The sequence below is a fragment of the uncultured Pseudoflavonifractor sp. genome, from assembly GCA_904419835.1.
Lineage (GTDB): Bacteria > Bacillota > Clostridia > Oscillospirales > Oscillospiraceae > Pseudoflavonifractor.
In genome coordinates, this window is sequence record CAJFTA010000002.1 from 44492 (window position 1) to 69203 (window position 24712).

Here is a 24712-nt window from a genome sequence, read left to right on the forward strand (position 1 = left end):
GGGGTGTGCAGTATGAAAAAGGAATATTGTAAACCCGAGATCGCGTTTGAGAGCTTTGAGCTGTGCAGCGACATCGCCAAGGGCTGTTACTTCCATGTGAATTCGAAGGCCTTTGATTGTGAGATCACATGGCCCGGAAGGCCGAACGTTTTCTGTTACGGCCCCTGCAGCAAAACGGCCGAGGATCTGGCCAAGCTGAATGTGCCGGGTATAAATGACAAGGCCTGCTACCATGGCCCCAGCGGCGGCAGCGTACTCTTTACATCCTAAACTGTGCAAAAAGCCCTGCCCCGATGGGGCGGGGCTTTTTTGCAGGGAAAGGAGGCGGCCTTTTTGTACCGCCAGGATTACCAGTTCGGCGGCGTGGGGTTTGCCCTGACGGCGGAGGCGCCCATCCGGCCGGCCCCCCTTTTGGAGCAGTTTCGCGCCCCGGAGACAAGCGCCGCCCATCAGATTCAGTGCCGCTTTGCGGCGCGGCTGCCCGCGCCTCCCGCGCATCCGCCCCTCGACACGCCGGAGGAGAAGATGTGGAGCAAGGACGGCGCGATTTATGGTTTCCATGCCTATCAGATCAGCCATGACGACCCGCTCAGGCCCGCCTGCTGGTGGCGCCGGCGGGGCAAACATACGGAAATGCTGTGGGCGGAGGAGTTCCGGGAGATGCTGTATGCGCGGAACATCCTGACCTCGGCGGATCTCTTTGGAAGCCTGCTGGAGGAGGGAGGAATCATCCTCCATGCCGCTTACATCGTCCATCAGGGGCGCGCGGTGCTGTTTTCCGGTCCCAGCGGAATGGGAAAGACCACTCAGGCCGGACTCTGGGAACGGTATCGCGGAGCGGATATCATCAATGGGGACAGAGCGCTGATCCGGCGCGGGCCGGATGGGACCTTTTGGGCTCACGGCATTTGTTACAGCGGTACATCCGGGATATGCCGAAATGTCAGCGCGCCGCTGGCTGCGGTGGTGCTGCTGTCCCAGGGGCCGGAAAGCAGAACGGAGCCCCTGGGAGGCCTGAACGCATTCAGGGCGCTGCTCCCGAGGGTTTCCTATCATACCTGGGCGGCGGAGGAAGCGAAAAATGTCACGGACATTCTCTCTGCGCTCCTGTCCGAAAAACCCGCCTTTCATCTGGCCTGCCGGCCGGACGAGAGCGCGGTTGAAAGCTTGGAGAAGTATCTATGAGTATATCTGATCAAATCCCGGGCCGCGATGTTGAGCCGCTCTGGTCAACCTATATCCATCAAAAAGGGAGTGCTCTGGGCCTTCCGGTGAGCGGCTCCTTTGAACTGACGCCCCGGTGCAATTTCAACTGCAAAATGTGCTATGTGCACCAGACTGCCGAGCAGGTGGCCGCCTCCGGCCGGCGGGAGATGACGGCGGACCAGTGGCTGGACATCGCCCGGCAGGCAAAGGACGCGGGCATGGTCTTTCTGCTCCTCACCGGCGGGGAGCCGCTGCTCTTCCCGGAGTTTCCCCGGCTCCTCCACGAGCTGAAGCAGATGGGCCTGCTGGTGTCGGTGAACTCCAACGGCTCCCTCATCCGGGGCGAGCTGCTGGAGACGCTGAAAAAAGACCCGCCTCTCCGGTTCAACATCACCCTCTACGGCGGCAGCGACGCCGCCTATGAGCGGCTGTGCGGCCGGCCGGCGTTCCACCAGGTGGTGGACAATATCCGCGCGCTGAAGGAGGCGGGCATCTCCGTGCGGCTCAACGCCTCCATTACTCCCTACAACAAGGACGATGTGCAGGACATTTTCCGCATCGGCAGGGAGCTGGGGGTCCATGTCAAGTCCGCCACGTACATGTTCCCGCCGGTGCGCATCAACGGCGGCGAGGCCGGCAGGGCGGACCACCGCTTTTCCCCGGCCGACGCGGCCAGATACGAGCTGCTCTGCCGGGAGCAGACCATGACGGAGGAGCAGCTGCGGGAAGCGGTGAAGAACGGCGGGCTTCCGCCGGACGGGGAGGAGTGCACCGGCGGCGCCGAGGGAGAGCCCCTCTTCTGCCGGGCGGGCCGGAGCTCCTTCTGGATGACCTGGGACGGCCGCCTGCTCCCCTGCGGGATGATGGCGGACCAGGGCGTCTCCGTGCCGGAGCAGGGCTTCGCCGCCGCCTGGGCGGCGGCCAGGCGGGCGGCCGAGGCCATCCGCCTGCCAAAGGAGTGTACCGGCTGCCCCATGCACACCCAGTGCGCCTCCTGCGCCGCCTCCTGCGCGGCGGAGACCGGCCGGTGCGACGGCAAGCCGGAGTACCTCTGCGAGATGACAAAAGCCCTGATCCACCTGACATGGGAAAAATACGGAAAGTGAGAGCGCAGCAATGGAAGTGAAGAAACAACTGGTCCTGCGGGAGATCGCAGGCGACTATGCTCTGATTCCAGTAGGTGATACTGTAATCAAAAATAACGGTTTGTTTTCGCTGAGCGAGACGGGAGCCCGTATCTGGGCGCTTCTGCCCCAGGCGGACGGGGCGGAACAGCTGGTGGACGCGCTGCTGGAGGAGTACGATGTGGACCGGGAGACGCTGGAGCAGGATGTAAATGAATTCCTGAACCAGCTCCGTCAGCTGGAGATTCTCTGAGTGAAGAAGGGGCGGCAAAGGCTGCTGTGGGCAGTCCTGCCGGCGACCGTTCTGCTTCTGGCGGCCTGGATTGTCTGGGGCGTCTGGCGCTCGGCCAGCCGGCCCGCGGCCAGGACCTGGCAGGTGGAGGCGGGGCTGCCCGTCCGCCTGGCGGTGCTGTCCGACCTGCACGGCAGCGTGTTCGGGGAGCAAAACAGCGAGCTGGCCGCCCTGGTGGCGGAACAGCGGCCGGACCTCATCCTGCTGGACGGCGACATGCTCAATGGCAGCGCGGACAGCGCGGAGCCCCTGCTGGAGCTGATTGGCCGGCTGGTGGAAATCGCCCCGGTCTACTATGCCTGGGGCAACCATGAGCTGGAGTACATGGACCGGGGCGTCTCCGACCTGCGGGCGCAGGTGGAGGCCCTGGGGGCCGTGGTGCTGGAGCTGGAGTATGTGGACCTGACGGTCAACGGCGCGCAGCTGCGGCTGGGCGGCATGTACGACTATGCCTTTGCCCTGGACAACTACAATTCCTGCGACCCGGAGCGGATGAAGCCGGAGGTGTGGCAGTTCCTCACCGAATTCCAGGACACGGACCGGTACAAGGTGATGCTGTCCCACAGACCGGACAGCTTTGTGTTCGGCGCGGCGTCCGCCACCTGGGACGTGGACCTGGTGATCAGCGGGCACCTCCACGGGGGACAGGTGGTGCTGCCCCTGCTGGGCGGCGTGTTCGGCGGGGATCAGGGCCTGTTTCCCCGGTACGTCCACGGAATTTACGAAAAGGACAGGCTTACCCTGGCCGTCACCAGCGGCCTGGGCAGCCAGCCGGAGCGGCTGCCCCGCTTCAACAATCCGCCGGAGGTCATGGTTCTGGATCTGTCGGCCTGAGAGGAGACACCGTCAAATGGAGGAGAATCAGCAGCAGTTTTTACAGTGCCTCCGGGGGGCCCTGTTCCGCCGGGAGGCCGTCCGGTGGCCGGAGGGGGAGGCGGAGCGGGACGCCCTTCTGGCGCTGGCCGGGGAGCAGCACGTCCTCCCCCTGGTGCTGGACCGGCTGATCCCCGCCGCCCGTGCCGCCGGCGTGGACCAGGGGGCGCTGCGCCCCCTGCGGCAGCTTCTGCTCCAGAGCGCCGTGGGCCAGACCAGGCGCACCGGGAAGCTGGTGGAGCTGTGCGGCGCGCTGGAGGCGGAGGGGCTGCGCCCCCTGCTGGTGAAGGGACTGGCCTGCCGCCTGCTCTACCCCAATCCGGATCTGCGCCCCTCCTCCGACGAGGACCTGCTGGCCCGGGACGGGGAGATGGAGGCCATCCACGGCGTGCTCACCCGCATGGGGATGGAGGCTGAGGAGGGCGGACCGCCGGGGCAGGCCCAGGTGGTGACCTATTGTGACCAGGAGAGCGGCCTGCGCATCGAGCTCCACAGGAGGCTCTTCGCGGAGGACGCACAGGCCTACGGCGGCATGAACCGCTGCTTTGCCCGCGCCTTTGAGCGGGGCGTGCTGCTGGAGGGGGCCGGCGGGCCGGTGTGGACCATGGGGCCGGACGACCACCTGCTCTACCTCATCTGCCACAGCTTCAAGCACTTTCTTCACTCCGGCTTCGGCGTCCGCCAGGTGTGCGACATCTGCCTGGCCGCCGCCGCGTGGGGGGACCGGATTGCGTGGGACGCCCTCTTTGACGCGCTGAAGCCCTTCCGGGCGGACTGCTTCGCCCGCAACCTGTTTGCCATCGGCGCGGAGTATCTGGGCTTTGCAGGGCTGTGGCCCGAGCCCATGGCGGCGGCCCTGGCCGCCCGGGGAGAGACGGACTGCCTTCCGCTGCTGGAGGACCTGCTCACTGCCGGCGTGTACGGCAGCAGCTCCGACGTGCGGCTCCACAGCAGCCGCATCACCCTCAACGCGGTGGCGGCAGAGGGGGAGCAGCGGCTGGGCCGGTCGGTGCTGCGGACGGTGTTCCCCTCCGCCCGGGAGCTGGAGGGGCGGTATCCCTATTTAAAGGATAAGCCCTGGCTGCTGCCGGGGGCCTGGGTCCAGCGGCTGGCACGCTACGCCGGGGAAAACCGGGGCCGGGCGGGCGCGGCCCGGGAGAGCGTGGCCATCGGCGAGCGGCGTGTGGCGCTGCTGAAGAAGTACGGGGTGATCCCATGAGCGGCGGGCGGCAGCTGCTGGACAGCGGACAGGTGGAGGAGCGGCTGGCGCCGCTGCTCCGGGCCGGGGCGGAGGTGCCCCTGGTGGTGACGGGGAGCAGCATGGTCCCCTTCCTGCGGGACCGGCGGGACACCGTATACCTCAAATCGCCCGAATATGCGCCCATCCGGACAGGGGACATCCTCTTTTTCCGGCGGGAGAGCGGACAGTGGATTCTCCACCGGCTGCACCATTTCACGCCGGACGGCCTGATGGTCATCAACGGCGATGGTCAGACCTGGTTTGAGACCATCCGACCCGGCCAGGTGCTGGGCGTGGCGGTAAAGATCAGCCGGGACGGTGGGGCGCCCTTCCCCGCCCGCCGGTGGGACTGGGCGCTGCTGCGCCGGGTGTGGAAGCTGCTGCTGCCGGTCCGGCCGGCGCTGCTGCGGTGCATCGGGCGGATGAGCCGGCTGAGACACAGAAAATAAGCGGTATGGAGAGATAGAGATGCGGAGCGCGGCGACTGAAGCGGAAAAAACGGCCTTTTGGCCCCTGACCGGGCGGCAGAAGGTCTATCTCAAGGTGAAATTCGTGGTGGACTGGCTGCTGGCGCTGGCGGCGCTGGTGGTGCTCTCCCCGGTGTTTGGGGTGATTGTGCTGGCCATCAAGCGGGAGGACGGCGGCCCGGTGTTTTTCACCCAGAAGCGGGTGGCCCGGGGCGGCGCCTATTTTCCCATCTACAAGTTCCGCACCATGCGGCTGGACACCCCCCACGACATGCCCACCCATCTTCTAAAGGACCCGGAGCAGTACATCACCAGGGTGGGCCGGTTTCTGCGCCGCACCTCCCTGGACGAGCTGCCCCAGCTGTGGAACATTATCCGGGGGGAGCTGGCGGTATCCGGCCCACGGCCCGCCCTGTGGAACCAGGATGACCTCATCGCCCTGCGGGAGGAATACGGCGTGCAGCAGATCCGGCCCGGCATCACGGGCTGGGCCCAGATCCACGGGCGGGACGAGCTGGAGATTGACAAAAAGGCCGCGCTGGACGCCTATTATCTCCGGCATCTGGGACCTGTGATTGACCTGAAGTGCTTTTTCGGAACGTTTCTGGCCGTGTTCCGGCAGGACGGCGTTGTGGAGGGCGGCACAGGCGCGATGAAGGAAGGAAACGGAGAGACCCCGAAGGCATGAAGATACTGATCATAACCAACCACTCCTATATGTTCTGGCAGTTCCGCCGGGAGCTGACCGCCGCATTGCTGAAGGACCACCAGGTGGTGCTCAGCACGCCCTTTGTGGGGCACCAGGAGGACCTGGAGGCCATGGGCTGCCGCTGCATCGAGACGGCGGTGGACCGGCGGGGTATCAATCCGGCCACGGATTTGAAGCTGTTTTCCGTCTACCGCAGGCTGATCCGGCAGGAGAGGCCGGATCTGGTGATTACATACTCCATCAAGCCCAATATCTACGGCGGCTTGGCCAGCCGACTGGCCGGCGTGCCCTACTGCGCCAATGTCCAGGGGCTGGGCACCGCCTTCCAGAAGAAGGGCCTGGCGGCCCTGGTGACCGCCATGTACCGCGCCGCCCTTGGAAAAGCCCGGCGGGTGTTCTTTGAGAACGAGGGCAACGCCGCCCTGTTCCGGGAGAAAAAGATTGTTCCGGCGCAGCGGCAGACGGTGCTGCCCGGCGCGGGGGTGGATCTGGCCTGCTACACGCCGGAGCCCCGCCCGGAGGACGGACAGGTCCGGTTCCTGTTTGTGGGCCGGATCATGAGGGAAAAGGGCGTGGACGAGCTGTTCTGGGCCGCCCGGCGGCTGAAGGAGGAGTACGGCGAGGGCGTCGCCTTCGACGTGGTGGGCTTTTTTGAGGACGCGTACAGGCAGACCGTGGAGGAGCTGGCGGCGGAGCACATCCTCACCTTCCACGGCTTCCAGCAGGATGTGCGGCCCTTTTACGCCACCGCCGACTGCGTGGTGCTGCCCTCTTACCACGAGGGCATGTCCAACGTGCTGCTGGAGGGGGCGGCCTCCGGCCGGGCCCTGGTGACCAGCGACATTCCCGGCTGCCGGGAGGCGGTGGAGGACGGTGTCACCGGCTTCCTCTGCCCCGCGGGGGACCGGGAGGCCCTGCTGGACCGGCTGCGCCGGTTTGCATCCTGTCCGCCGGAGAAGCGCGCGGCCATGGGCCGGGCGGGCCGGGCCCTGATGGAGCGCCGCTTCCGCAAGGAGGACGTGGTGAACAAAACCATTGCCGCTCTGCTGGAGGAGAAACCATGCTGAATCTGCTGCTCGTCATGGCGGTCTCGGTGGCCCTGGCCTACGGCTCCCAAAAGATGAATCCCTCCGGATTGGATCAACGGGGAAGGGTTTACTGGGATGTATGCCTGGTGCTCATGGCGGTGGTCATGACCATGTTTGTGGGCCTGAGAACCGGCTACAACGACACACAGGCCTATATCACCGGATTTCAGAACGCCGAATCGGTGGCCGCCTTCCTGGCCGACCCGGACAACCTGGATATCCTCCACAACCCGCTCTTTTACTTTATCACCTGCCTGTTCCGCCAGCTGACGGACAATTACCACCTGTATCTGATGGCCTTCGCCGTGTTCAATACGGTGCTGTTTGTCCGCTTCCTGCGGCGGTACGCCCCGGAGGGCGGCTTTGCCTTTGTGGTGTTTCTCTATTTTGCCATCGGCGTGTTCACCTTCTCCATGGCGGCCCTGAAGCAGATCACGGCCTCCGCAGTGCTGACGCTGGCCATTCCCGCCCTTGTGGATAAGAAGTGGGGACGGTACTATCTGCTGGTGGTGATTGCAGGATTGCTCCACACCTACGCCTTTATCTTCGCTTTCCTTCCCCTGCTGTCGGGGAAGCCCTGGGGCTGGAAGACCCTGCTTCTGCTGGCGGGAACCCTGGCGGTCATGCTGACCTTTGAGGACACCATCGGCACCCTGCTGGAATACGCCGACTCCATGGGCAAGCACGTGGCGGAGTACGAGGTGTTTGACGGCAACCAGATGAACCCCTTCCGGGTGGCGGTGTTCGCGGTGGTGCCGGTGCTGTCCCTGGTGTTCCGGCCGTGGCTGGCGCCGGAGGAGGACCGGGAGAAGTGCATTCTGCTCAACATGAGCATCGTCAGCCTGATGTTCATGCTGCTGGCCATGATGAACGGCGCCAATATGTTCGGCCGCCTGGCCCGGTATTTCGTGCTGGGCTCGGTGTGCACCCTGCCCTGGATTCTGGACCGGGTCTTCAACGCCCGCTCCGCCCGGCTCATAAAGCTGCTGGCCGCGGTGAGCTTCCTGGGGTTTTTCCTGTACGACAACCAGGGATTCAGCCAGGCGTATCACGCCATCAGCCTGACCGGCTTTATCTTCGGGCGGTAGAAGGCGGATTGCGGCGCGGCAGGCCGGGAAAAGACTGGAGAAAAGGGAGAATATTTCCCCGGATGTATGCCTGGTTTATTTGACTTCCAGGAAAAAATGAGATAAAATGGAACGAATAAAGTCGGGTATGGGAGAGAAGAGAGATATGAACATGGCGCGTATTCGCGGGTGGATTGTGCTGGCAATGGATGTGCTCACCATCTTTGTGTGCAATATCCTGATGTTTTTGCCCGCCTATCTGAGGAATGATATCCGCCTGATCAATCTGATTCTGCATATCGGGTTCCTGACGGCCTGCGCGCTGGTGTTTCAGGTTGTATTCAAAACCTATGAGAGCCTGTGGCGCTATGCGGAGAGCCGGGAGTACCTCTGCCTGCTCAGCGGGCTGGCGGCGGGCTTTGTGCTCTACGCGGGGCTGAACCTGCTGATGGGCGCCCAGCGGATATGGATTGTGTCCGCGTTCTTTGGAACGGTAATCGCCCTGGTCGTCATGCTGGCCTACCGCTTTGCCTACCGCATGCTCCGGTTCCGCCTGGCGGGCGCCCCCGGCAAGGGCAAGCGGCAGGTGGCCATTATCGGCACCGGCACCGCGGGCGTATCCCTGCTCTATGAGCTGATGCACAACACAGGGGGGAATTACGCCCCCTACTGCCTGCTGGACGACGCCTCCGACAAAATCGGAAAGGTGGTCCAGGGCGTGCCGGTCAAGGGCCCCATCAACGACCTGTGCGCCATTTTACAGGATACGCCGGTGACGGAGATTATTCTGGCCATCCCCAGCCTGACGGCAGCGCGGAAGGCGGAGATTCTGGAGCTGTGCTCCAAGACCAAGTGCCGCCTCCACATCCTGTCCGACCCCATCAAGCAGCTGGAGGGCAACGCAGGCTCCATCATGGCCTCCAACGTCCGCGAGGTGGAGATTGAGGACCTGCTGGGCCGGGACCCCGTCCAGCTGGACAAGGCCAGCGTGCGGGCCTTCCTGGCGGGGAAGCGGGTGCTGGTGACCGGCGGCGGCGGCTCCATCGGCTCGGAGCTGTGCCGCCAGATTGCGGAATGCGGGCCCGCCCGGCTGATTGCGGTGGACATTTCGGAGAATTCGGTCTATGATTTACAGCAGGAGCTGCGCCACAAGTTCCAGAACAGGCTGGACTTTGTGGTGGAAATCGCGTCGGTGCGGGACCGGGAGAAGATGGACAAGCTGTTTGGCCTCTATCAGCCCCAGGTGGTGTTCCATGCGGCAGCCCACAAGCATGTGCCGCTGATGGAGCAGTGTCCGGAGGAGGCCATCAAGAACAACGTGTTCGGTACATACAATACCGCCCTGGCCGCCCGGAAGCACAAGGCGGAGGCCTTTGTGCTTATCTCCACCGACAAGGCGGTCAACCCCACCAACATCATGGGCGCCACCAAGTACCTGTGCGAGCAGGTGCTCCAGGGGCTGCGGGAGAACGCGGAGACCAAGTTTGCCGCGGTGCGGTTCGGCAACGTGCTGGGCTCCAACGGCTCGGTGATCCCCCTGTTCAAGAAGCAGATTGCCTACGGCGGCCCGGTGACCATCACCGACAAACGGATCATCCGGTATTTCATGACCATCCCGGAGGCGGTGCAGCTGGTGCTGGAGGCCGGCTCCCTGGCCCAGAGCGGCGAGGTGTTCGTGCTGGACATGGGCAAGCCGGTGCGGATTCTGGAGCTGGCGGAGAATCTGATCCGCCTGTCCGGCCTGACGCCCTATCAGGACATTCAGATTGAGGAGATCGGCCTGCGTCCCGGCGAGAAGCTGTACGAGGAGCTGCTGACCAGGTCGGCCGACCTGTCCAGAACAGAGAACGACAAGATTTTTGTGGAGTTTAAGCCCGTTATCCCTGAGGCGGCGCTGGAGCGCCGTCTGGCGGAGCTGTCCGACGTGCTGGAGCATGGCCGGCGGGCGGATATCTTCCAGACACTCCACCGCCTGGTGCCCACCTTCCACGACCCGGAGGAGGTCAACCGGGCGGCGCTGAGCCGCATGGCGGAGGCGGCCCCGGCGGAGGATACGGAGGGAGAGGAAGAGGCGGAGACGGAGCCCCGCCCTTTTGAGCTGGGCATACTGCGGCACATTGGCTGAGGAACAAAGGAGAACCAAGATGAAAAAAGCAGGAAAAATTGCCCTGGCGGTGGCGGGCGTGGTCCTGGTGGCCGGAGCCGTTACCGTGGCGGTGCAGTGGAACAACATCAAGGCCGTGGCCTATATGATGACCATGGACACCGGCACCCTGAGCCAGCGGGCGGAGGAGAACCGCAAGACGCTGGACAAGGCCATGGAGGACTACCAGATTCCCTCCTATACCTTCTCGGAGGAGGAGATGAGCCAGCTGGCCAGCGGCGAGCTGAGTGAGGAGGAGGCCGCGGCCCGCATCCTGGGAGAGAACGGCGGCACTACGGCCGAGCCGGAGCCGTCCCAGAGCGGAGCGCCCAGCCAGGAACCGTCCCCCAGTCAGAGCACGCCGCCCAGCCAGGAACCGTCCCCCAGTCAGAGCACGCCGCCCAGCCAGAGCCCGTCCGCCAGTCAGAGCGCCCAGCCCGCCCAGAGCGCGGACCAGGGCGGAGAGACATCCGCCCAGGATGCCGAGGCGGAGCTGCGGCAGCTGGTGGCCACCATGTATGTGCTCCAGGCCACCTATGAGGGCAAGCTGGAGGCCATTGTGCAGGAGGCCATCGACGAATACACAGCCGGTGAGCACACCTCGGAGAACCGCACCAGAATTGTGTACAGCAAGTACGACGCCCTCACCAAGCTGGAGCAGGAGTGCGACCAGAAGGTGGCGGACGTTGTGAGCCGGATGCGGGAGCTGCTGAAGGCAACCGGACAGAGCGAGAGCCTGGCCGACGAGGTGCAGCGGACCTATGAAGAGGAGAAGAGCCTGAAGAAGGCCTACTATATCCGGGAGTTCCAGGAGGGCTGAGACAGGGAGGGAGAGCGCATGGTGGATCTGCACTGTCATATCCTGCCCGGCGTGGACGACGGCGCGGCCTCCCTGGCGGAGAGCCTGGCCATGGCCAGGCTGGCTGTGGACAGCGGCGTGCGCGCCATTGCGGCAACGCCCCACTGCGACCCGGAGAGCGGGTTTGACAACTACCGCTCCCGGGACCTGGCCCAGCGGTTTCTCCAGCTGGAGCAGGCGGTACAGAAGGCGAAGCTGCCCCTGCGGATTCACGCGGGGATGGAGGTCTTTGTGACCCCCTCCACCCCCCGCCTGCTGCGGGAGGGGCGGCTCCTGACCCTGGGGGGCAGCGGGTACCTGCTGGCGGAATTTGACTTCCAGTGCGGCCCCGCCTTTGCCGAGCGCATGCTCTCCGCCCTGCGGCAGGAGGGGGTGCGGCCGGTGGTGGCCCACCCGGAGCGCTACCGCTTTGTCCAGCGGGACCCGGAGCGGCTCTTCCGCTGGCTGGAGGAGGGGTATGTCCTCCAGCTCAACAAGGGCAGCTTCTTCGGCCGCTTCGGCGAAGGGGCGGCCAGGACCGCCCACTGGTGCCTGCGGGAGGGGTGCGTCCACCTCATCGGCAGCGACGCCCACAGCCCCTACCAGCGTACCACCCGCCTGTCCGACATCCATGAGTACATCAGCGGCGCGGCCTCCCAGGGGCTGGCCGACCTGCTGCTGAGGGACAACCCAGGCCGCATCCTGGCCGACCAGCCGGTGGTGTCGCCGGAGCCCATATTTGACGGGTTTGGCGGGTATTGAGGGTGGAGCACTGGTTCAGTTTGATTCCAAATTGTATATTTAATTGAGAAAATACAAAATGGAGTGAGCGAACCGCCGCCGGAGCGGCAAAACAGCAGCCATGAAGTTAGCGAGGAGATACCATGAGGAAGCTTCATTTCATCATCGCCGCGCTCCTGCTTGTGAGCGCGGCGGGTTTTGTCTGGACGGAGGTCCGGCAGCGGAGCGCCGCAGACCAGACGCTGCCCGTCATCGAGTGCCCGGATACTCCCCTGGTGATCCAAGTGGGGGAGAGCAGCGAGGAGGTCCTGCTGGAGGGCGTGACCGCCTGGGATGAGAAGGACGGCGACCTGACGGCTCAGGTTATGGTGGAGGGCATCGAAAAGAGCATCCAGGACAACGAGACCACCGTGACCTACGCCGTGGTGGACAGCGACAGCCACGTGGCCAAGCTGACCCGGACGGTCCGCTATACCGACTACACGCCGCCCAGATTCGGCCTGAGCATGGAGCTGCGCTACGAGCTGGGGGAGCCGGTGGTCATCCGGGACCGGCTGACCGCCTGGGACGTGATCGACGGGGATCTGTCCGCCCAGGTGAAGGCCACCAGCACCGGCCTGGACGCCCTGGCGGAGGGCCGCTATCCGGTCACCTTTGAGGTGACCAACAGCATGGGGGACACCAGCACCTGGACGGCGGAGATCCGCATCCAGAACCGGGAGGCGGGGGAGCCCTATCTGCTGCTGAAGCAGTATCTGGTCTACCTGGAGGCCGGGGACAGCTTCCAGCCCATGGACTACTTTGAAGAGGTCATCGGCGGCGACGCGGCCAACGTGACGGTGGACTCCAACGTGGACACCAGGACGCCGGGCAGCTATCAGGTGACCTATTCCTGCGTCGGGACCACCGGCGTGACGGGGACCACCGAGCTCTTTGTGGTGGTAGAGTAAGGCCGGAACGGAGGAGCCGAAGCAATGGAACAAAAGAAACAGTTCAGCTGGGGCGGCATTGAGCCGCTGTGCGTGGCGCGGCGGGTGCTGCGCCAGCTCCCGGCCATTCTCGCCGGCGGGGTCATCGCCGTGCTGTGCGCGTGGATTGCCATGACCGGCCTCTACCACCCCTCCTATACCGCCAGCACCACCCTGGCCGTGTCGGTCAGGAGCAGCAGCTACTCCTCGGTGCTGTCCAACCTGAGCATGTCCGCCGAGATTGCGGAGACCTTTACCACCCTCTTTGAGAGCAATGTGTTTGACAGCCTGGCCGCCGAGCTGATGGGGGAGGCCTCCCTGCCCGGGGAGCTGTCCGCCGTGGTGATCCCGGAGACCAACCTGCTGGTGCTCACCGTGACGGCGGACCGGCCGGACACTGCCTTCCGCACCCTGAAGCTGGTGCTGGAGAACTACGACCAGGTGTCGGAGCAGATGTTCCAGAACGTCATCCTCAAGCAGCTGGACAGCCCCAAAGTGCCCACCGCCCCCTCCAACCCCCTGAACCGGAGCCGGACGGTGAAGCTGGCCGCCGTGGGCGGCGCGGGCGCGGTGCTGGCCCTGGTGCTGCTGCTCACACTGTGGGCGGACACGGTGCAGAACACGGAGGGCCTGCGGCGCAAGGTGGATGCCCGGCAGTTCGGCGTCATCTTCCATGAGAGCAAGAACAAGACCCTGCGGACCAAGCTCCGCCGGACCAATAAGGGGCTGCTCGTCACCATGCCGGTGGCCAGCTTCCGCTTTACCGAGACCATGTACAAGCTGGGCGTCAAGCTGGGCTACGCCGCCAAAAACAACGGCTACCAGGTCATTCTCATCACCAGCGTGGCGGAGAACGAGGGCAAGTCCACCGTGGCCGCCAACCTGGCCCTGACCCTGGCCCAGCAGGGGAAGCGGGTGCTGCTCATAGACGCCGACATGCACAAGGCGGCCCAGTACAAGCTTCTGGGATACAATCCCCGGGTGGAGCTGGCCGACGTGCTCTCGGGCAAGGCGGAGTACCGGCCGGAGTACCTGGAAAAGCACGGGCTGTATGTCCTGCTGTCCAAGCAGGGGAGCCGGCAGGCGGCGGAGCAGATTGCCGCCGAGCGCATGGGGACCCTGCTGGAGCAGGCCCGGGCGGAGATGGACTTTGTGATCATCGACTCCCCGCCCATCGCCCTGTTCTCCGACATGGAGTACCTGGCCGACCGGGCGGACGCCTCCCTGCTGGTGGTGCGGCAGGACTGCGTGCCCGCCCCCCGCATCAACGACGCCGCCGACCTGCTGCGGGGCTGCCGGAGCGAGCTGCTGGGGTGCATCCTGAACGACGTGCGCACCACCCCCTTCTTCAGCGAGTCCAGGCGGCACGGCTACGGGTACGGCTATGGCTATGGGTACGGTTACGGCTACGGCGGATATGGCGGCTACGGCCGCCGCCGGCACAGCCAGGACGGGGAACAGGAAAACCAGGAGACGGAGAACGGCAATGGATGAACACAAGACAAAACAGCATACGGAGGCTCCCGAGCCCATTGACCTGACCGCACTGCTGGGGGAGCTCTGGCGGATTTTCACCCGCATGTTCTGGGTGCCGCTGGTGCTGGCGGTGCTGGCCGGCGGGCTGCTGTGGCTGCGCAGCTGGCGCAGCTACACGCCCATGTACCGCTCCGAGGCCACCTTTACCGTGCAGCTGCTGAGCAACCAGTATGATATCACCGGCGTGGACAGCTATTACGACAAGGCCGCCGCCGAGCAGCTGGCCAACACCTTTCCCTATCTGCTCTCCTCCGACCTGATGCAGCAGCTCCTCCAGCGGGAGCTGGGGGTGACCTGGCTCAACGGCAGCATTACGGCTCAATCGGTGGCCAACACCAACCTGTTCTCCGTGCAGGTGAGCAGCACCAGCGCCCAGGACGCCTATGACATCCTCAACGGGGTCATCGCGGTGTATCCCCAGGTGGCCAACTATGTGGTCGGCAGCACGGAGCTGACCGTGCTGGTGCCGCCGGCGGTGGCCAGCCAGCCCTATAACGCCTTCCAGCCCGCCCGCACAGTGATCAAGGGCGCGGTGCTGGGCTTCGGCGTGGGAGTGCTGCTCCTGCTGGCGCTGGCCATGGCCAGCAAGACCATCCGCACCCGGGAGGACATGAAGAAGTGGATGAACGTGCCCTGCCTGGGCACGCTGCCCACGGTATCCTTTAAGCGGCGCACGGGGGCGGCGGGGAATGCGGTGTCGATTCTCAACGAGAGAACGGGCAGCGCATTCCAGGAGAGCGTCCGCAGCCTGCGCATCCGCTTCCTGCGGGAGGCGGAGCGGCAGGGGAGCAAGGTGTTCCTGGTATCCAGCACCGTGCCCGGGGAGGGTAAGACCACCGTGGCGGTCAACCTGGCCCTCACCCTGGGACAGAACGGCGCCCGGGTCATCCTGGTGGACATGGACCTGCGCAAGCCCAGCGTCAAGAAGGCCCTGGGGCTGACCGCGCCCTCCGCCGGGGTGCCCGAGCTGCTCCGGAGCGGCGATGGCAGCCCGCAGAAGGCGCTGGTGGAGCTGGAGGGCACCCGGGTACGGGTGCTGGCCGGGGACAAGGCGGTGGACAATCCCAGGCGGCAGCTGGAGTCCCGCAGGCTGTCCGGGCTGATTAAGGCCCTGCGGGAGGAGGCGGACTACGTGGTCATCGACACGCCGCCCAACGGCCTGCTGGGCGACAGCACCGCCCTGGCGGGGCTGGCCGACGGGATTCTGTACGTGGTGCGGGCGGGCAAGGCCCAGGTGTCCCACATTATGGACAGCATCCAGCTGCTCTCCAGCAGCCGGACGCCCCTGATGGGCTGCGTGCTCAACGGCGTGAAGGAGAGCGGCGGCGGCTACGGGTACGGCTATGGATATGGCTACGGCAGCAGCTACCGCAGCTATGAGCGGCACAGCCGCAAGAGCGGCCGGGACGGCCAGCTGGAAGAAGAGAGAAAATAAACAAAATTTCCCTTGGAGCGCAAGCCGCTCCAAGGGAAATTTTTATTTCGAATGTTTCTCGGCTTTCCAGTTTCTATTAACTTATGTTATTGATTTAAATTTAGAAAAAGTATAAAATACAGGAAATTATGTCCTGCGGAACAGCTCACGCCGCAGGATATGGGAATGGGAGGTATTTTTATGAGGAAAAAATTTCTATCCATGTTTCTGGCCATGGCTCTGGCCCTGGGGCTGTCCGTCCCTGCCTTGGCGGATGCCATGGGTGAAACCCGGGTGGGCTTCCGCTTCGGCGAAACCTTTTATTCTTATGACGTCCCTGCCAGCGGCGCCGGCTGGAGCTATGACGGTAACTATACCATGACCTTCAACGGGCTTAACATCGCAACCCCTGACAATCCCTATGGCGACAGCGGCTATTTCCAGCTGTGTAATCTGGACAAGTCCTTCACCCTTGTGCTGACCAGCGGCACGAGCAACAGCGTCAATACCATGGATTCCATCTATAAGATGGGCAAGACCCTGGAGGACCAGCCCACGGTGACCATCCAGGGCGGGGGTAGTCTCTCCTGCCATCAGCTCACGCTGGGCGACCTGGCGCTGACCGACGCCGCCATCACCTCAACCTATTTCTCCTGCTTCAAGCTGACCCTCACCGGCGGCTCTATCACCACCACCGGCCTGACTGTAAACGACAGCTATACCCTGAACAGCGGCAGCATCCTGGTGGAGCGGGATGAGCCCGCCTTTGAGGGATTCCGGGTGTATATGGACGATACGGCTGCGGCCAGCTCCCTTGTCTCCCAGTTTAAGGATCAGTACGGTAAGCCCCTCCAGCTCAAGCAGGAGACCTTTGACTGGGGTACTCTGACCAGCATCTATGACAGCGCCGGCGAATACGTGACCTATGCCGTCTGGACCGGCGGCGGCGTCACTCCCCCCACCCCCGCCAAGACCGCCTATGCCTCCACCCAGTCGGTGAAGGTGGACGGCGTGGCCGTGGAGTTCCAGATGTATGCCCTCAAGGACGAGAAGGGCAACGACACCAACTATGTGAAGGTGCGCGACGTGGCGTACGCCCTCAACGGCACCGCCGCCCAGTTCAACGTGGGCTGGGACGGCGCGGTAAATCTGGTCACCGGTCAGGCCTACACTCCCAATGGCTCTGAGATGTCCACCCCCTTCAGTGGCAACCGGAGCTATCAGGACTCCGCTGCCGCCACCAATGTGAACGGCTCTGCCGCCGCGCTGGATGCCATCCTGCTCACCGACGATGCAGGCGGCGGGTATACCTACTACAAGCTGCGGGATCTGGGCCAGGCTCTGGGCTTTAATGTGAGCTGGAGTGCGGAGCTGGGCGTCTATATCGAGACAGATAAGCCCTACGAGGGTTAAACAGCAGAAAAAACGCCGCCCCGGCGCCATATGGCGCCGGGGCGGCGTTCTGCTTTTCGGTTACTTCATCAGGCTGCACACCAGCTCGGTGTAGGCGGCCGGGTCCTCCAGAGGCAGGCCGGCGATGAGCAGGGCCTGGTCGTAGAGCAGCTCGGCGTACTTCTTGGCCTTCTCCGGGTCGGCGTCCACCGCCTCCCGCAGGGCGGCGAAGGCCCCCGAGTCGGGGTTGAGCTCCAGCACCCGCTGGGCCTTCATGCCCTGGGCGCGCTCCGGGTCCATGCGGGAGAAGTACTTCTCCATCTCAATGGTCACCGGGCCGTCGGCGGTGAGGCACACGGCGCCCGACTTCAGAATTTTGGACACCCGGGCCTCCTTGATCTTGTCGCCCAGAGTCTCCTTCACGAAGGTGAGCACATCCTTGCTCTCCTCCGCCTTCTTCTCGGCGGCGGCCTTCTCCTCGTCGGTCTGAGGCAGGGCGTCCTCGTCGGTCACGGGCTTGAAGGACTTCTCGTCCCAGGCGCCCAGACCGTTCATGATGAACTCATCGGGCTCCTCGGTCAGGTAGAGAATCTCATAGCCCTTGTCCAGAATCCGCTCGGCCTGGGGCAGACGGGCAATCTGGTCCACGCTCTCGCCGCAGGCGTAGTAGATATACTCCTGGTCCTCAGCCATCCGCTGGCGGTACTCAGCCAGGGTGGTCAGCTTGCCGTCCTTGGAGGAGTGGAACAGGAGCAGGTCCTTGAGCATGTCCTTGTGGATGCCGTAGTCTTCCAGCATGCCGTACTTGATCTGACGGCCAAAGGCGGACCAGAAGGTCTCGTACTTGGCGCGGTCGTCCTTCTGGAGCTTGAGCAGCTCGGCCTTGATCTTCTTCTCCAGGTTGTTGGCGATGATCTTCAGCACCTGGGTGTGCTGGAGCACCTCACGGGAGATGTTGAGGGAGAAATCGGCGGAGTCCACCACGCCGCGGACAAAGCGGAAGTGGTCGGGCAGCAGGTCGGCGCACTTGTCCATGATGAGCACGCCGGAGGAGTAGAGCTGAAGGCCCTTCTCGTACTCACGGGTGTAGAAGTCGTAGGGGGCGTGGCCGGGGATGTAGAGCATGGCCTTGTACTCCACCTGGCCCTCAGCGTGGACATGGACCACGGACAGGGGGTCCTCCCAGTCGCCGTAGTGCTCCTTGTAGAAGGCGTTGTACTCCTCGGCGGTCACCTCGCTCTTGGGCCGCTGCCACAGGGGCACCATGGAGTTGAGGGTCTCCCACTCGTCGTAGTCCTCCCACTCGGGCTTGTAGTCCTCGCCGGCGTCGGCGGGGCGCTCCTTCTGGCGGGACTTGTGCATGAGCATCTGAATGGGATAGTGGATGTAGTCGGAGTACTTCTTCACCAGGTCGTCCAGGCGGTACTGCTCCAGATACTGGCCGTACTTCTCCTCGTCGGTGTCCGCCTTGATGTGGAGCACAATGTCGGTGCCCACGCCGGCCTTCTCCGCCGGCTCGATGGTGTATCCCTCGGCGCCCTCGCTCTCCCAGCGCCAGGCCTGGTCGGATCCGTAGGCCTTGCTGGTGACGGTGACCTTGTCGGCCACCATGAAGGCGGAGTAGAAGCCGACGCCGAACTGGCCGATGATATCCACGTCGGCCTTCTTGTCCTGGTCCATGTTCTGCTTGAACTGGAGGGAGCCGCTGCGGGCGATGGTGCCCAGGTTCTCCTCCAGCTCCTCCCTGGTCATGCCGATGCCGTTGTCGCTGATGGTCAGAGTGCGGGCAATCTGGTCGGGGGTGAGGACAATCTTGAGGTCGGACCGGTTCAGACCCACCTGGTCGTCGGTGAGGGCCTTGTAGGCCAGCTTGTCAATGGCGTCGCTGGCGTTGGAGATGATCTCCCGGAGGAAAATCTCCTTGTGGGTGTAGATCGAGTTGATCATCAGGTCCAGCAGGCGCTTGGATTCCGCCTGAAACTGCTTCTTTTCCATGATATCTGCCTCCATATATGAAAAAGTCTTATCAACAACATAGCGTTAGCACTCGATAGTTCTGAGTGCTAACGCTATCATAATCCTTCGCGTGATAATTTTCAAGGGGGTTCAAAGAAAATTTACAATTTATCCCCGGCCTCGGTTGTATGGGCGTAAATCCGCATCCAGCCGTCCGAGCCGTCCGTATCGCGGGCCAGACCCAGGAAGCGCCAGCCATACCGCTCATAAAAGGAGGTGTGTTCGGTCACAAGGTAGAGGGTGTCGATTCCAAACCGGCCCATGTCGGAGCACACCCATTGCAGCAGCTCCCCCGCGATGCCCCTGCGGCGGTAAGCCTCCTCCACATACAGCGCGCAGACGTTGGGGGCCAGGTCCTTTCGGCTGTGAAAATCGTTTTCAATGACGCCAAGCCCGCCGACCATCTGCCCGTCCTCCATGGCGGCGTACCACTGGGGGACTGCCGCCCCGCCCTTACGGCATTCCTTCATGCTCTCCAGATAGGACGCCGCGGGGATACCCCATTTCTCATGGAACCATTCCGCCGCCATCCCGAATAGCTCGCTGTGGGCTCTCAGATTCAGAATTTCCATTTCACGGTACGCTCCTTTTCCAACCCCGGCGCCGGTCACATGCTGAGGCTGGCGATAAACTGCCGGGCGGTGCGGGGCGTCCGGCCCGGATGGTGCATCTCGAACTTCACCGCCTCGGCCCGCAGGGCGTCCCGGTCCATGGTGACGCCGTACAGGCCGGCCATCCGCTCCACCATGTCCAGAAACTCCGCCTTGTTTACCGCCAGATAGGGGATGCGCAGGCCGAACCGCTCGGACAGGGAGGTCTTTTCCGCGATGGTCTCGGTGCGGTCCACCTCGTCCCCCGCACGGTCGGAGAAGGTCTGCCGCACCAGGTGGCGGCGGTTGGAGGTGGCGTACACCGCCACGTTGGCCGGCCGCCGCTCCAGGCCGCCCTCCAGGATGGTCTTGAGGACGGAGTAGGTTTTGTCGTCCTGGTCAAAGGCCAGGTCGTCGATGAAGAGGATGAACTTGTGCCGCCGCCCGGCCAGGGAGGGGATCAGGTCGTGGAGCTCACCCAGCTCCTCCTTCCGCACCTCAATGAGCCGCAGGTCCTCAAAGCCGGGCACTGTGAGCAGGGACTTGACGGTCACCGACTTGCCGGTGCCCGGATCGCCGTAGAGCAGCACGTTGTTGACCAGGTTGCCCTCCATCATGGCCCGGGTGTTGGCGATGACCTGCTCCCGCTGGCGCTCGTAGCCGATGAGTTCCTCCCCGCCGGTGCAGTCCGGGTCGGCCACCGGGCGCAGAGCGCCGTCCTCCCACAGGAAGGCCCGGTTGCGGGCGAAGAGTCCCGCGCCGCTGCTGCGGTAGAACGCGGTGAGGGAGGCGAAGTCAAAGGGCGCGCCGCCGCTCCAGCGGGGCAGCTTGGCGGGGACTGTGGCCGCCTCGGGTGGCAGAAGGGCGGCAATCCGGCTGAGCATCACTCCGCCGCTCAGGCATGAGAGCTGACAGAGCACCTCCACGTCCCGCTCCGCCGCGGCAGAGAGCGCCCTGTCCTCTCCGCCCCGCTCCACCAGGCGTGGATAGGGCCCGTCCTCATAGCGGAGCTTGTCCCGGAGCCAGCCGCCCAGGGTCTCGTATCCCTCCTGCCGCAGGCGGTAGAACACGCCGGCGTACCGCTCCAGGGCCTCGCCGCCCCGGCCGCCGCCGATGGCGTCCAGCAGGGCGGACACCTCCCGCATCAGGGGCTCGTCCACAATATTCCGATAGGCGGATATTCCCAGCAGGGCATACCGCAGCGCTTCCAATGTCATATCTGGTCCCTCCCGGACGTGTGTTTTTTCCATTTTATGCGCGCCGCCGCCGGTTGTCAATGGCCTGTCCGCAGAAGAGGAAAGAGACGAAAATTGTAAAAAATTCCACACAAAGATTGACAAATAATTATCAAAGAGATATACTCTTTTCGGCTCCCGGCTGCGGACAGAGCAGAGGGAGCACCATAAAATATCAAATGAAAAGCAGGAGAGCTGACATATGGCCAATATCATTATTGCACCGGGAAAGTACATTCAGGGCCAGGGCGAGCTGAACAATATCGGCGCCTACACCCGTCCCCTGGGGGAGAGCGCCTTTGTGCTCATCAGCAAGTCCGGCTACCAGCGGGTGGGCGGACAGGTGGAGGAGAGCTTCAAGGCCGCCGGCTGCGCCGTCCACTTTGAGTATTTTAACGGCGAGTGCTCCAAAAACGAGATCAACCGCCTGAAGGCCCGGCTGGACGAGCTGGGCGCCACCGTGGTGGTGGGCATCGGCGGGGGCAAGATTCACGACACCGCCAAGGCCGTGGCCCACTACGCCGGCCGGCCTGTGGTCATCGTGCCCACCATCGCGGGCACCGACGCCCCCTGTTCCGCCCTGTCCGTGATTTACAGCGACGAGGGCGTCTTTGAGGAGTACCTGTGGCTGCCCGCCAACCCCAACGTGGTGCTGGTGGACACCGACGTGGTGAGCAGGGCCCCTGCCCGGCTGCTGGTGTCCGGCATGGGCGACGCCCTGGCCACCTACTTTGAGGCCCAGGCCACCGCGGACGCCAACGCCTCCACCTGCGCCGGCGGCAAGATCACCAACGCCGCCCTGGTGCTGGCCCGGGCCTGCTACGACACCCTGCTCGCCGACGGCCTGAAGGCCAAGCTGGCCGTGGAGAACCACGTGTGCACCAAGGCTGTGGAGAACATCATCGAGGCCAACACCTATCTCTCCGGCATCGGCTTCGAGTCCGGCGGCCTGGCCGGCGCCCACGCCATCCACAACGGCTTTACCGTGGCCCCCGAGACCCACAGCCTGTACCACGGCGAGAAGGTGGCCTTCGGCACCCTGGTGCAGCTGGTGCTCCAGAACGCCGACATGGAGCAGATTGAAGAGGTGCTGGACTTCTGCATGAGCGTGGGCCTGCCCACCACCCTGGCCGACCTGGGCCTGGCCGGCGCCGACCCCAAGGTCATCCGCGCCGTGGCGGAGGCCGCCTCCGCGCCCGGCGAGACCATCCACAACATGCCCATGGAGGTCACCGCCGACAAGGTCTACGCCGCCATTCTCACCGCCGACGCCCTGGGCCGCCAGTATAAGTAAGGGAGATACACGCGCAGCGCCCCCTGCCGTCCATCAGGACGGCAGGGGGCGTTCTTTTCAGGGAGCTGCGGGGTCTGACGCCGGGAAGCGGGCCAGGAAGGACTGGATCTGGGCCCGGTTTTTCAGCACCACGGCCTTTGCGCTGTACCGGGCCATAAGGCTCCGGTACTGGGCGCTCCGCTTCCTGCTGCGCCCGTCCCACACCAGCCAGCGGAAAAATTCCAGGTCGAACTTTTCACAGCACCCGTCGGCGGCGCTGTCCCGCACCTGGCCGCGGAAACGGCGGTACCGCCCCCAGGCCTGGCGCAGGCAGGTAAGCCGGGGAAGGTCCAGAAAGACGATGAGGTCGGCCTCCTCCAGCCTGCGGTCCTGGAGGAACCCGGAGTAGTTGCCGTCGATGACCCAGCTGTCCCGGGCCATAAATTCCTCCACCATGGCCAGGGCCTCCGCCCGGTCCCGCTCCTGCCAGCCCGCAGTGAACTGCACCTTGTCCAGGTGGAGCAGGGGCAGCCCCAGCCGCTGGGAGAGGGCTCTGGACAGGGTGGATTTTCCCGCCCCCGAGTAGCCCATCACCGCGATCTTCATGCCTGTTCGCCTCCCACATCGGGCAGAGGGCGGCGGCGGGGATTCACCGGGCCCCACTCGGGGAGGGGGAGCCGCTGCATGGCCCCCAGCACCCGCTGCTTCAGTCCGGGATACTGCTTGTCCAGGGTGCGGACCAGTTCCTTGATCTCCTGCCGCTTGGTGAAGCCGTCGGCGGGGCAGGGATTGTGGACCACGGGATATCCCTCCTTGGCGGCGATGGTGCGGATGCTGGCCTCGCTCAGATAGAGGAGGGGGCGGATCTGCACGATGTCGGTCCGGTCCAGGTAGGTCACCGGCTGGAAGCAGGAGATGCGTCCCTCATAGAAGAGGGAGAGGAAGAAGGTCTCCACCGCGTCGTCAAAGTGGTGGCCCAGGGCAATCTTGTGGATGCCGTGGTCCATCAGGGCGTTGTGGAGGGCGCCCCGGCGCATCTTGGCGCACATGGAGCAGGGGTTCTTCTCCTTCCGCAGGTCAAAGATAATGTGGTGGATTTCGGAGGGGAGGATGGTGTAGGGCACGTCCAGGGCCCTGCAGAACTCCGCCACCGGCGTAAAGTCCATGCCCTCTCCGCCGTCCACATGGCCCATGTCCAGGGTGAAAGCCTCCACGGTAAAGGGCACGGGGAAGAAGGTGCGCAGGCCGGCCAGACCGGCCAGCAGGGTAATGGAGTCCTTGCCGCCGGACACGCCCACGGCAATCCGGTCGCCGGGCTTGATCATGTCGTAGTCTTCCACGCAGCGGCGGACGTAGCTCAGGAGCTTGGTGTTCATAGGGAGACCTCACTTTTTCGGGAAAATAAATTGAAAAATGAAAATGAGAATAAGAGAGTATAGAGAAGAAAACAAGAGAAAAACGGAGATTTCATATTTGTAAATTAAAAACATGAAAAAAGCCGTTGACAGTTTGAAACGAGTGCATTATAATACAAAACGCTCCACTTGTACAGGTGGAGCTTTGATTCTGTTAAGTCCAGATTTGGAAGATATAAAAGCAATGGAGGTTTCACCTATGTCCACTTTTATGGCCAACAAGGGAAACATCGTCCGCAAGTGGTACATCCTCGATGCGGCCGGTAAGCCCCTGGGCAAGACCGCTGCCACCGCCGCCACCCTGCTGCGCGGCAAGCACAAGCCCGAGTACACCCCCCACGCCGACTGCGGCGACTTCGTGGTCATCATCAACGCCGAGAAGGCCGTGCTGACCGGCAAGAAGGGTGAGCAGAAGTACTACCGCACCCACTCCGGCTATCCCGGCGGCCTCAAGGAGACCAAGTACCGCATCCTGATGCAGGAGAAGCCCGAGCTGGCCATGAAGGTGGCCATCCGCGGCATGATGCCCCGCAACATCGTCACCAAGGACTCCCTGACCCGGCTTCACATCTATCGCGGCGCTGAGCACAACCAGGCCGCCCAGAAGCCCGAGGCCTGGACCGCGGAATAAGGAGGAAAACTGAACTATGTATAAGAGCAAGAAGCCTTATCTCTACGGCACCGGCCGCCGGAAGTCCTCCGTGGCCCGGGTGCACCTGTTCCCCAACGGCACCGGCGCCATCACCATCAACGGCCGCGACATCGACGACTACTTCGGCCTGGACACCCTGAAGATGGTGGTCCGTCAGCCCCTGAACACCACCGGCACCATCGGCAAGGTGGATATTGTCGCCACCGTCGTGGGCGGCGGCGTGACCGGCCAGGCCGGCGCCATCCGTCACGGCATTGCCCGCGCCCTCCTGAACGTGGACCCCGAGTTCCGTCCCGCTCTGAAGGCCGCCGGCTTCCTCACCCGCGATCCTCGTATGAAGGAGCGCAAGAAGTACGGCCTCAAGGCTGCCCGTCGCGCTCCGCAGTTCAGCAAGCGCTAAACTTTATCAAAAGTGGTCAAAAACCCCGGAACT

At 63.9% G+C, this 24712-nt stretch carries 25 protein-coding genes; 20 read left to right on the forward strand and 5 right to left on the reverse strand.

The features are described from left to right. The first annotated feature begins 12 nt into the window (after positions 1-12). From QZY67_RS00585 to QZY67_RS00665, 17 genes are all read left to right on the forward strand, one after another. Positions 13-270, forward strand: a complete 258-nt coding sequence (locus QZY67_RS00585; RefSeq protein ID WP_295368069.1) for a hypothetical protein — start codon at positions 13-15, stop codon at positions 268-270. Positions 271-333: 63 nt separating this feature from the next. Next, positions 334-1185 (forward strand): hypothetical protein, encoded by an 852-nt coding sequence (locus QZY67_RS00590; RefSeq protein WP_295368070.1) that lies wholly within the window; start codon positions 334-336, stop codon positions 1183-1185. Continuing rightward, positions 1182-2312, forward strand: coding sequence for a radical SAM protein (locus QZY67_RS00595; RefSeq protein WP_295368071.1), 1131 nt, complete (start codon positions 1182-1184; stop codon positions 2310-2312). The genes QZY67_RS00590 and QZY67_RS00595 overlap by 4 nt, the downstream gene beginning before the upstream one ends. 10 nt (positions 2313-2322) lie before the next feature. After that, complete coding sequence (locus QZY67_RS00600) at positions 2323-2583, forward strand: PqqD family protein (RefSeq protein ID WP_295368072.1); 261 nt, start codon at positions 2323-2325, stop codon at positions 2581-2583. Then, complete coding sequence (locus tag QZY67_RS00605) at positions 2584-3456, forward strand: metallophosphoesterase (protein WP_295368073.1); 873 nt, start codon at positions 2584-2586, stop codon at positions 3454-3456. A gap of 16 nt (positions 3457-3472) precedes the next feature. Next, positions 3473-4714 (forward strand): nucleotidyltransferase family protein, encoded by a 1242-nt coding sequence (locus tag QZY67_RS00610; RefSeq protein ID WP_294536046.1) that lies wholly within the window; start codon positions 3473-3475, stop codon positions 4712-4714. Beyond that, positions 4711-5184, forward strand: coding sequence for a S24/S26 family peptidase (locus QZY67_RS00615; RefSeq protein WP_295368074.1), 474 nt, complete (start codon positions 4711-4713; stop codon positions 5182-5184). The genes QZY67_RS00610 and QZY67_RS00615 overlap by 4 nt, the downstream gene beginning before the upstream one ends. 19 nt (positions 5185-5203) lie before the next feature. Next, entirely contained in the window at positions 5204-5890 is a 687-nt protein-coding gene (locus tag QZY67_RS00620) for a sugar transferase (protein WP_295368075.1), read from the forward strand. After that, positions 5887-6978: a glycosyltransferase family 4 protein gene (locus QZY67_RS00625; RefSeq protein WP_295368076.1), complete on the forward strand. Its 1092-nt coding sequence runs from the start codon at positions 5887-5889 to the stop codon at positions 6976-6978. Before QZY67_RS00620 ends, QZY67_RS00625 begins: the two co-directional genes overlap by 4 nt. Next, a complete protein-coding gene (locus QZY67_RS00630; RefSeq protein ID WP_295368077.1) occupies positions 6972-8087 on the forward strand; it encodes an EpsG family protein in 1116 nt (371 codons plus the stop codon). The genes QZY67_RS00625 and QZY67_RS00630 overlap by 7 nt, the downstream gene beginning before the upstream one ends. 151 nt (positions 8088-8238) lie before the next feature. After that, complete coding sequence (locus QZY67_RS00635; protein ID WP_295368078.1) at positions 8239-10191, forward strand: nucleoside-diphosphate sugar epimerase/dehydratase; 1953 nt, start codon at positions 8239-8241, stop codon at positions 10189-10191. A 19-nt stretch (positions 10192-10210) separates the two neighbouring features. Then, on the forward strand, positions 10211-11029 hold the full coding sequence (locus QZY67_RS00640) for a hypothetical protein (RefSeq protein WP_295368079.1): 819 nt from the start codon (positions 10211-10213) through the stop codon (positions 11027-11029). 18 nt (positions 11030-11047) lie between these two features. After that, positions 11048-11809: a CpsB/CapC family capsule biosynthesis tyrosine phosphatase gene (locus tag QZY67_RS00645; protein WP_295368080.1), complete on the forward strand. Its 762-nt coding sequence runs from the start codon at positions 11048-11050 to the stop codon at positions 11807-11809. 122 nt (positions 11810-11931) lie between these two features. Continuing rightward, positions 11932-12738 (forward strand): immunoglobulin-like domain-containing protein, encoded by an 807-nt coding sequence (locus QZY67_RS00650; RefSeq protein ID WP_295368081.1) that lies wholly within the window; start codon positions 11932-11934, stop codon positions 12736-12738. A 24-nt stretch (positions 12739-12762) separates the two neighbouring features. After that, positions 12763-14250 (forward strand): CpsD/CapB family tyrosine-protein kinase, encoded by a 1488-nt coding sequence (locus tag QZY67_RS00655; RefSeq protein WP_295368083.1) that lies wholly within the window; start codon positions 12763-12765, stop codon positions 14248-14250. Further along, complete coding sequence (locus QZY67_RS00660) at positions 14243-15727, forward strand: polysaccharide biosynthesis tyrosine autokinase (RefSeq protein WP_295368084.1); 1485 nt, start codon at positions 14243-14245, stop codon at positions 15725-15727. Before QZY67_RS00655 ends, QZY67_RS00660 begins: the two co-directional genes overlap by 8 nt. 180 nt (positions 15728-15907) lie before the next feature. Then, positions 15908-17119: a hypothetical protein gene (locus tag QZY67_RS00665; RefSeq protein ID WP_295368085.1), complete on the forward strand. Its 1212-nt coding sequence runs from the start codon at positions 15908-15910 to the stop codon at positions 17117-17119. A 60-nt stretch (positions 17120-17179) separates the two neighbouring features. On the opposite strand, the gene htpG is transcribed toward QZY67_RS00665, so the two are convergent. The 3 genes from htpG to QZY67_RS00680 all read right to left on the reverse strand — a co-directional run bounded on the left by htpG (position 17180) and on the right by QZY67_RS00680 (position 20921). After that, positions 17180-19093, reverse strand: a complete 1914-nt coding sequence (gene htpG / locus QZY67_RS00670) for a molecular chaperone HtpG (RefSeq protein ID WP_295368087.1) — start codon at positions 19091-19093, stop codon at positions 17180-17182. Between the two features lie 122 nt (positions 19094-19215). Beyond that, on the reverse strand, positions 19216-19686 hold the full coding sequence (locus tag QZY67_RS00675) for a GNAT family N-acetyltransferase (protein ID WP_295368088.1): 471 nt from the start codon (positions 19684-19686) through the stop codon (positions 19216-19218). 35 nt (positions 19687-19721) lie between these two features. After that, complete coding sequence (locus QZY67_RS00680) at positions 19722-20921, reverse strand: DUF815 domain-containing protein (RefSeq protein WP_295368089.1); 1200 nt, start codon at positions 20919-20921, stop codon at positions 19722-19724. A gap of 220 nt (positions 20922-21141) precedes the next feature. Here QZY67_RS00680 and QZY67_RS00685 point away from each other — a divergent pair, with 220 nt between their 5' ends. Continuing rightward, positions 21142-22233, forward strand: coding sequence for a glycerol dehydrogenase (locus tag QZY67_RS00685; RefSeq protein ID WP_295368090.1), 1092 nt, complete (start codon positions 21142-21144; stop codon positions 22231-22233). A gap of 57 nt (positions 22234-22290) precedes the next feature. Here QZY67_RS00685 and QZY67_RS00690 read toward each other — a convergent pair whose 3' ends face one another. Both QZY67_RS00690 and QZY67_RS00695 read right to left on the reverse strand, forming a co-directional pair. Then, entirely contained in the window at positions 22291-22818 is a 528-nt protein-coding gene (locus tag QZY67_RS00690) for a DNA topology modulation protein FlaR (RefSeq protein ID WP_295368091.1), read from the reverse strand. Beyond that, on the reverse strand, positions 22815-23588 hold the full coding sequence (locus QZY67_RS00695; protein WP_295368092.1) for an ATP-binding protein: 774 nt from the start codon (positions 23586-23588) through the stop codon (positions 22815-22817). Before QZY67_RS00695 ends, QZY67_RS00690 begins: the two co-directional genes overlap by 4 nt. Before the next feature lie 238 nt (positions 23589-23826). Between QZY67_RS00695 and rplM the strand changes: the two genes are divergently transcribed. Then, positions 23827-24258, forward strand: coding sequence for a 50S ribosomal protein L13 (rplM, locus tag QZY67_RS00700; protein ID WP_295368093.1), 432 nt, complete (start codon positions 23827-23829; stop codon positions 24256-24258). Positions 24259-24274: 16 nt separating this feature from the next. Beyond that, the gene (gene rpsI, locus QZY67_RS00705; protein ID WP_294536645.1) at positions 24275-24679 is read left to right on the forward strand and encodes a 30S ribosomal protein S9; all 405 of its coding nucleotides are present in this window, start codon (positions 24275-24277) and stop codon (positions 24677-24679) included. The last annotated feature ends 33 nt before the right edge of the window (positions 24680-24712 follow it).

What these genes read in the sequence shown, in the direction of transcription:
- QZY67_RS00625 (WP_295368076.1), top strand. Translation starts at nt 5,887, where the DNA reads ATGAAGATACTGATCATAACCAACCACTCCTATATGTTCTGGCAGTTC.
- QZY67_RS00675 (WP_295368088.1), bottom strand. Translation starts at nt 19,686, where the DNA reads ATGGAAATTCTGAATCTGAGAGCCCACAGCGAGCTATTCGGGATGGCG.
- QZY67_RS00665 (WP_295368085.1), top strand. Translation starts at nt 15,908, where the DNA reads ATGAGGAAAAAATTTCTATCCATGTTTCTGGCCATGGCTCTGGCCCTG.
- htpG (WP_295368087.1), bottom strand. Translation starts at nt 19,093, where the DNA reads ATGGAAAAGAAGCAGTTTCAGGCGGAATCCAAGCGCCTGCTGGACCTG.
- QZY67_RS00695 (WP_295368092.1), bottom strand. Translation starts at nt 23,588, where the DNA reads ATGAACACCAAGCTCCTGAGCTACGTCCGCCGCTGCGTGGAAGACTAC.
- rpsI (WP_294536645.1), top strand. Translation starts at nt 24,275, where the DNA reads ATGTATAAGAGCAAGAAGCCTTATCTCTACGGCACCGGCCGCCGGAAG.
- QZY67_RS00600 (WP_295368072.1), top strand. Translation starts at nt 2,323, where the DNA reads ATGGAAGTGAAGAAACAACTGGTCCTGCGGGAGATCGCAGGCGACTAT.
- QZY67_RS00655 (WP_295368083.1), top strand. Translation starts at nt 12,763, where the DNA reads ATGGAACAAAAGAAACAGTTCAGCTGGGGCGGCATTGAGCCGCTGTGC.
- QZY67_RS00630 (WP_295368077.1), top strand. Translation starts at nt 6,972, where the DNA reads ATGCTGAATCTGCTGCTCGTCATGGCGGTCTCGGTGGCCCTGGCCTAC.
- QZY67_RS00645 (WP_295368080.1), top strand. Translation starts at nt 11,048, where the DNA reads ATGGTGGATCTGCACTGTCATATCCTGCCCGGCGTGGACGACGGCGCG.
- QZY67_RS00680 (WP_295368089.1), bottom strand. Translation starts at nt 20,921, where the DNA reads ATGACATTGGAAGCGCTGCGGTATGCCCTGCTGGGAATATCCGCCTAT.
- QZY67_RS00640 (WP_295368079.1), top strand. Translation starts at nt 10,211, where the DNA reads ATGAAAAAAGCAGGAAAAATTGCCCTGGCGGTGGCGGGCGTGGTCCTG.
- rplM (WP_295368093.1), top strand. Translation starts at nt 23,827, where the DNA reads ATGTCCACTTTTATGGCCAACAAGGGAAACATCGTCCGCAAGTGGTAC.
- QZY67_RS00690 (WP_295368091.1), bottom strand. Translation starts at nt 22,818, where the DNA reads ATGAAGATCGCGGTGATGGGCTACTCGGGGGCGGGAAAATCCACCCTG.
- QZY67_RS00660 (WP_295368084.1), top strand. Translation starts at nt 14,243, where the DNA reads ATGGATGAACACAAGACAAAACAGCATACGGAGGCTCCCGAGCCCATT.
- QZY67_RS00615 (WP_295368074.1), top strand. Translation starts at nt 4,711, where the DNA reads ATGAGCGGCGGGCGGCAGCTGCTGGACAGCGGACAGGTGGAGGAGCGG.
- QZY67_RS00585 (WP_295368069.1), top strand. Translation starts at nt 13, where the DNA reads ATGAAAAAGGAATATTGTAAACCCGAGATCGCGTTTGAGAGCTTTGAG.
- QZY67_RS00650 (WP_295368081.1), top strand. Translation starts at nt 11,932, where the DNA reads ATGAGGAAGCTTCATTTCATCATCGCCGCGCTCCTGCTTGTGAGCGCG.
- QZY67_RS00595 (WP_295368071.1), top strand. Translation starts at nt 1,182, where the DNA reads ATGAGTATATCTGATCAAATCCCGGGCCGCGATGTTGAGCCGCTCTGG.
- QZY67_RS00620 (WP_295368075.1), top strand. Translation starts at nt 5,204, where the DNA reads ATGCGGAGCGCGGCGACTGAAGCGGAAAAAACGGCCTTTTGGCCCCTG.
- QZY67_RS00685 (WP_295368090.1), top strand. Translation starts at nt 21,142, where the DNA reads ATGGCCAATATCATTATTGCACCGGGAAAGTACATTCAGGGCCAGGGC.
- QZY67_RS00610 (WP_294536046.1), top strand. Translation starts at nt 3,473, where the DNA reads ATGGAGGAGAATCAGCAGCAGTTTTTACAGTGCCTCCGGGGGGCCCTG.
- QZY67_RS00635 (WP_295368078.1), top strand. Translation starts at nt 8,239, where the DNA reads ATGGCGCGTATTCGCGGGTGGATTGTGCTGGCAATGGATGTGCTCACC.